The 6,723-nt window shown below is 47.2% G+C and carries 6 protein-coding genes; 2 read left to right on the top strand and 4 right to left on the bottom strand.

What is annotated here, in order from left to right:
* Window positions 1-23: 23 nt before the first annotated feature.
* Together AAF564_25085 and AAF564_25080 are read right to left on the bottom strand one after the other, a co-directional pair.
* Window positions 24-1,220: a hypothetical protein gene (locus AAF564_25085; GenBank protein MEM8488844.1), complete on the bottom strand. Its 1,197-nt coding sequence runs from the start codon at window positions 1,218-1,220 to the stop codon at window positions 24-26.
* Window positions 1,221-1,442: 222 nt separating this feature from the next.
* Window positions 1,443-2,672 (bottom strand): cysteine desulfurase-like protein, encoded by a 1,230-nt coding sequence (locus AAF564_25080; GenBank protein ID MEM8488843.1) that lies wholly within the window; start codon window positions 2,670-2,672, stop codon window positions 1,443-1,445.
* 205 nt (window positions 2,673-2,877) lie between these two features.
* On the opposite strand from AAF564_25080, the gene AAF564_25075 reads away from it, so the two are divergent.
* Window positions 2,878-4,035, top strand: a complete 1,158-nt coding sequence (locus AAF564_25075) for a pyridoxal phosphate-dependent aminotransferase (protein ID MEM8488842.1) — start codon at window positions 2,878-2,880, stop codon at window positions 4,033-4,035.
* Here the strand turns inward: AAF564_25075 and AAF564_25070 are convergent, their stop codons facing one another.
* Both AAF564_25070 and AAF564_25065 read right to left on the bottom strand, forming a co-directional pair.
* Entirely contained in the window at window positions 4,036-4,785 is a 750-nt protein-coding gene (locus tag AAF564_25070) for an enoyl-CoA hydratase/isomerase family protein (GenBank protein MEM8488841.1), read from the bottom strand.
* 53 nt (window positions 4,786-4,838) lie between these two features.
* Window positions 4,839-5,645, bottom strand: coding sequence for a DUF3667 domain-containing protein (locus AAF564_25065; GenBank protein ID MEM8488840.1), 807 nt, complete (start codon window positions 5,643-5,645; stop codon window positions 4,839-4,841).
* A 507-nt stretch (window positions 5,646-6,152) separates the two neighbouring features.
* Between AAF564_25065 and AAF564_25060 the strand changes: the two genes are divergently transcribed.
* Window positions 6,153-6,723: hypothetical protein (locus tag AAF564_25060; GenBank protein ID MEM8488839.1), on the top strand; the 571-nt coding region annotated here is incomplete at its 3' end.

Genomic DNA, 6,723 nt, shown 5'->3' with positions numbered 1-6,723 from the left:
TGTTTTTAAAAAACTTACAAAAATCAGTAATCAAGTATATCTTGCAATATTAAGTCGCGATACGTTAGCGTTTCCATGGAAAGCATTGCTTCAATTGGCTGCATCAATTGCGTACTTCCATACCCAGGCACACTCAATGGATGCCCCGCACGCCATCTATTAAAATAACTACGAATAAAAATACTTTGAGGAGACAAAGGCAGCTGTCGCACATTGGCTGCAAACCTGTTAATTTTTTGCCCCCTCATCAAATAGAACTCTACGTTCGATGTATAAAAGGCGTGGACTTCCAGACCGTTTTCTTTCAGGTGCGCACCAATTGCCGGCAAAGCATGGGCTTCAGCAAAATCTCCCACAACTGGCACTATTCGGTTTTCCTCCTGCATTTTCTTCAGGCGCTGAAAATAGACTTCTTGCCCCAAAAAACCGGCAGTCTCACCTGAAAGTGTTGTTTCAGTTGCCAATTGTTCATAGGTAGGATAGTATGACTGCGGTGCACGACCATGGCTGGTAAACCGAAGCGCCGGCCCTTTTGCCATAAATTCAGCATGGATCTGGCCAATCTTGTCCAAATCAGCTTCATTTAATGCAACACCAGATTGCCGGACTTGCTGCATGACTGCTTTATGAATTGCTTCCTGCACGGTTGCATCCGCCATTCCGGCTTCAGATACGATACGCATCAATTGCGCGACATCCATTTCATGGGCAGCTTCTTCTGTTATATCTACCGCCCTGGCAAACAAATACCTCAAAAATGCCGGTCGATTGTCTGCAAGTTCAAATAACGCCTTGAAGAACAGGTGCGTCAGCATATTATCTCTTCTGATATCGACAATAATTGCGAGCTCAGGCTCGAGGTGTGCGATATAGGAAAAATTCTGATCAGGCCCAACACCAAGATATGCTCCTCCACGTAAGCCCAGTTGATTTAAGCGAGGAATGACGTGCAAGTAAGACGACTCATTTGAAATCAGATTGTCAGTATCAAAGTAGCCGCCTTCGCCTGAGAGTTTTTCAACCAGCGCACCAAAGTCTTCTGCTTGTTGTACTGCAGCCCCCGCCAGCGGCATAACCTGCGGAACGTCAGTCGGCTGCGCTTCACAGGCTGAAGCCAAACTGACCAATAACAAAACACAAGAAAAGTAGATCGGGTAAGCACTTCTTCTTCCCATCTTTATTGCCTCCTCAATTTTTTTCGTCGATGTCTCATTTGGCAAATCCCTGTTGCATGGCCGGGTTTCTAACCGCCAAATATGAAGGTATTATCAAGAAAAATGCACCTTTCTGAAGGCCTAAGCAGTGTAGTTGCACAGTCTTTTTGTATCGACAGCGCGAGATTCGATTCCATTTCACCCAAGTCACATAAAAACAAACACTTAAACGAATAGATTTTTTCCAAAAGAGAACCAACTCAAACTCATTAATAACAATTACTTAGGTCATTTTGCCATATTTTGAACACTGGCAAGCAAACGTGCGATTTCTTCATCGGAAGTGTAGCAAGCACAACCGGCCCGAACGAGTCCTTCATCTGCAAGTCCGAGGCGCTCCACAACCGTGGTTGCATAAAAGTCTCCATGCGAAGTAAAGATGCCCGCTTCACCCAATTGTCTCGTCACTTCCTCAGACGCTATCCGATCAACTGTAAACGACAACGTTGACGTCCTGGTATTTTCAGGCGAGGGTCCATAGACAGTTACATGCGGCATTGCATCCAGTTCATTCCACAGCCGGGCTACTTGTTCATGGCCTCGCTGATCAAGGGCTTCGTATACAAGAGCAAGTCGGAGCCGGCGATCGAGAGACACATCCGGATGAAGGTCGGCCAGAAAATTCACTGCTGCTGCTGCACCAGCAATACCCTCATGGTTCTGTGTCCCCGTCTCCAATCGCTCAGCATTTTTATTTGGCGCCGGGACCAGCCGTGCAACATCAAGTTTTTCCATGAGTGCGTGTTTACCATAAAGAATGCCAACATGCGGACCATAAAATTTGTATGCCGAGCATGCAAGAAAATCACAACCTATAGCCGCCACATCAACAAGCTTGTGTGGTGCATAATGCACTGCATCAACAAACACGTAGGCACCCGCTTCATGTGCGAGCGCGGTTGCTTGTTTCACATCGTTAACTGTACCCAGAGCATTTGATGCAGCACCGATAGCTACCATTTTAGTCCGGGTTGAAATCACAGACTTGAAATGATCCCAATCAATCTGGCCTGAAACCGGGTCCATTTTCACCTGCCTGACAACCATCTCCCGTTCAGCAGCCATTCGTCGCCAGGTATCCACATTGGCGTGGTGATCAAGCTCAGTTACAATGAGTTCATCTCCCGGGTTCATTTCCTCGCCAATTGCACGTCCCAAATGGAAAGTGAGGCTGGTCATGTTGGCGCCAAAAGCAAGCTCATTTGGTTGCGCATTCAGGAAATCTGCAAACGTTTGCCGTGCCTCTTCCAACATTTGATCTGTTTCAGCGCTTGCGGGATAGGCCCAATGGGTGTTGGCATTGTGATAATACAGGTATTCAGTCATGGCATCTCCCACTACACGGGGCACTTGCGTCCCACCGGGCCCATCAAAGTAGGCCACCAGATGCCCATTTTGTTTGCGCTTCAGTGCTGGGAAATGACTCCGGATTTCTGCTACAGATGCTATGCGATTCATGATCTCTATCTTAAACGGGCAGGGCTTTCACATTGGAATCTACGAAGAGTTTACCTGTCAATGAAGGAATAAATAACCTGCAGAACAGGTTGTTCGAGTCAATTTTTTGGTTTGAATTGACAAGCAAAGCAGGAGATCAAAAGTATCCTAAGCAACAGGTGACTATCTTGCCAATTCACTGTTTATCGTCAGACGTTTGCAAGAAATGGCTTCCCAGCGCATGCAACGGGTGCAAGACCCGATTATCCCACATATCGCCTCGCTTATTCGGGAAAATCCGGGGACAATATCCCTCGGTCAGGGCGTGGTACACTATCCGCCGCCCGCAGCAGCAGCATCGCATAGCGCAAAAATCTGGGAAGATCCAGGTAATCATTTATATGCGCCAGTAGCCGGGATTCAGCCACTCTTGACTGCGTTGAAAGCAAAATTAAATGCCGACAATGCTGTGAATCTAACATCCGACCAATGTCTGGTCGTTACAGCGGGCGGAAACATGGCATTTCTCAACGCGCTCTTTGCCATCACAGAGCCGGGGGATGAAGTTATTCTTTTTGCACCCTGTTATTTCAACCATGAAATGGCAATAACAATGCTCGGATGCAAGGCCGTTCTGGTGGAGGTGGATGAAAACTATCAACCAGACATAGCGCAATTGCAAGCCGCTATCACACCAAAAACCAGGGCTATCGTTACCAATTCACCCAATAACCCGACGGGTGCTGTATACGCTGAACCCACCTTACGCCATATCAATGGGCTATGTCAAAAGCAAGGTATCTACCACATCAATGATGAAGCATATGAGTATTTCATCTACGGTGAAACGCCACATTTTTCTCCAGCCGCCATTGCCGGCGCTGCGGCGCATACCATCTCAATTTTTTCGATGTCAAAGTCTTTTGGATTTGCAGGTTGGCGAATCGGATACATGGTAGCACCAAACGCATTGCGTACTGCGATTGAAAAAGCCCAGGATACTAACCTGATCAACGCCACAGTTGCAAGTCAATTTGCTGCCCTGGGCGCACTCGAAGAAGGTGCCTCATATCCCCGCTCTTTTCTTTCCGGACTCGCAAAAGTTCGGCAGCGTGTGGTCGGCCAGTTAGCTACCCTGGCAGATAAATGTACCGTCCCGCAAACAGAAGGAGCATTCTACCTCTTCCTGAAAATCAACACAGACATGCACGCCCTTACATTGGCTGAGCAACTCATCAAACAGCATAAAGTAGCTGTTATCCCAGGGACTGCGTTTGGGATGGAAAAGGCATGTTACCTGCGCATTGCCTATGGGGCCCTGGAAAAAGCAAAAGTGGAAGAAGGGGTTCGCCGGTTGGTAGCGGGCATAGACAAGTTAACCTGATTATTTGCCCAAACGTGCGACAAGGGCGTGCATGGCCTGTTGCGTTTCTTCTTCAAACCAGCCGGCCACAAAACGATCGATATCTCGCTCACTCATTTCATCAAAACAGGCCACAAGATCCTGCCGTGCTGTTTTTCGCGTAGCCAGCATGGCTTTGGGTGGGAGTTTGAGTAACATTTCGCACCATGCTACGGCATCTTGTACTACTTGCTCAGGCGTATCAGCAAGTGCATCAACCAATCCCACTTCGTATGCCTCTTCAGCAAGTAGAAGTTTGCCAGCCGCCATTAACAATGCTCCTTTTTGAGGCCCTGTCAACCGCATCATTGCGTGTTGGATGGTTTCTGGCACAGCAAGTCCAACTTGCACCTCGTTCAACCCTGCCCTGTATTTCCCGCGACACATAACACGATAATCAGCAAAGATAGCAATGACAGTCCCGCCGGCCGGACTGTGTCCTGTCATCGCGCATGCTACAGGCACTTCGCACCGTGCAACTACTTCCATCAATTTGAAGAGGCTGGCAAGGAAGCCCCGCGTTTCATCCGGATTCAGTTTCAGCAACGACGGTACATCCAGACCGGCGCTAAATATACCAGGCCGCCCCGACAACACAATTGCGCGGGCTTCTCGCGCGCCTACCTCTATACCTTCAATAAGCGCTTGCAACACAGCGAGATTTAATGCATTTGCCGGCGGGCGGTTGATACGTAACTCCAGCACATCGCCATGTTTAATTTTATCCAGCATCTCCGTCTATATTCTATGTGCCACCAGACCATAAGCCGGCAGTAGCACGGTGGTTAAATTGAATAGAATGTCATCCAAAATAAAAGGAAGCGATACGTATAAATGACATATAGCATCGCAAAATTTAGCACGAGACTCTTCAGTAAACAGGATATCCGTGACTCAGCGTAGAACCTGCGAGCAGCCAGGTAAAAGTACGCAATAAAAATTGGGGTCGTTATATGCTCATTTGTAAGTTGCACAAAACGCTGCAAAAAACTCCCCTCTGGCTGACGGTTCAATAAATCACCCAACAAGAACTGATACGTGAGTTGATACCCCAAGCTGTATAGAAAGAGGAATAGAGAAAACACAAAGAACAGCAGAAAAGCAAAAAAATGTGTAGAGAAAACCAGGTGCTCAACATAGTATCTCCGCGTTCGGCCGAAAGCAGCGTAAAGGAACAGGGCAAAAAGCGGCACAATCATCAACACAAATGATTTAGCATAAGTTGTTGACTTCTGGTTAAACAATGCCTCAAATTGCTCAAAAGGAATCTCGCGGGCATCTACCTCCTCGTTAACCAGATCTGCCAGCCTAGCTCCCTCACTATACACCTGACGGGTCATGTGAGACGTAAGGGTGTTGTTGAACGTATTGAAGATGGTAAGGGGCTGAACGAGAAAGTAAACCAGGTTAGCTATCAAAAAAAGCTGAATGGGACGCATGTAAGGCTGGCGCCGGCCATCAAGATAGACACGGGGAAGGTAGCCCGGCCGGATGAGCAAAAACCAAAAACTACGAAAAACCTTCCCATCCAGGTTCGTGAGGCTGCCAAAAGAAAGCTTGAGAAAATTCCAGGTCGAATAATCCCTAACCACAACTTTCTCACCACAGGCACTACAAAACATCCCGGATACAGAGGTATCACAACTTGGACAATGGGTATATTGCTCTGAATCGTACATAGACAAGCATTTTAGCTGGTACACAAATAAGCACAGCACTTTATGCTCTTATTTTAAAGCATATACTTAATTAAATACATACTAACCATTGGCTCACAAATACTTAAGCAAATTCACCTACACCACTACATACAATTCAATCACACAGCCAGATACAAAATGAATGTCTTGGTACTGGTTTGCAAGTACTACGTATTTACAAGACGGTACAGTCAACCAGCAGCGTGAGCTTTTTTGCCTGAAAACACTGTATATATTAAGTCGGGTGTTCTCGCATCCAGTTCATCAAACCAATAATCTGAGCCGGCCATACACCCCTTTACCAACTGACGGCACGGGTCACGGATTATCCTTAAGTTATACCACCTTTGTACCCTCTGCAGGAGATGACTGATTGGTTTCTAACCAATTCATCCATCTATGATGAAAAAACCGCCACACCAAACAGATAGAGCTGACCTGATATCAGACCTGGCAGCAACCAAAGCACGGCTGACCCACGCTGAGCATATGCTCAAGGTTGAAGAATCCCTTGATCGTATTCGGTTGCGCACCATGAGGATGCGCAGTAGCGAAGAGATGGCGGAGCTGATCGCCCTGGTGTTTGAAGAGTTACTGGATCTCGGGTTTGACAACCAGACCTGTGCACTCGCGATCATAGATCCGGAAACCGAAGACAGCGAAGTTTGGCGATACAGCGAGAATGGGCAGCGGACAGGAGAAAGCTTTTATGTTAAGGCGTTTGACCACCCGGTTTACAACAATATTATTCGGGGCTGGCGCGATCAATCTGCGTTTGTAGTCATCGATCTTAAAGACAACGTCTTAAAAAGCTACTACAAACACCTCTTTACCCATTCCGAATACAGTCAACTACCGAAAGATAGACAAGAAGCGCTACTTAGCACACCACAAATTGTCTGGACCATGGTGTTCATGAAGCACGGATCTTTGGCTGTTGTAGACTATGGCCTGACAGCAAGGGCACTCG

Source organism: Bacteroidota bacterium (assembly GCA_039111535.1).
GTDB lineage: Bacteria > Bacteroidota > Rhodothermia > Rhodothermales > JAHQVL01 > JBCCIM01.
The sequence above is the reverse complement of the archived record's forward strand: the minus strand, read 5'-3'. Positions and strand labels throughout refer to the sequence as shown.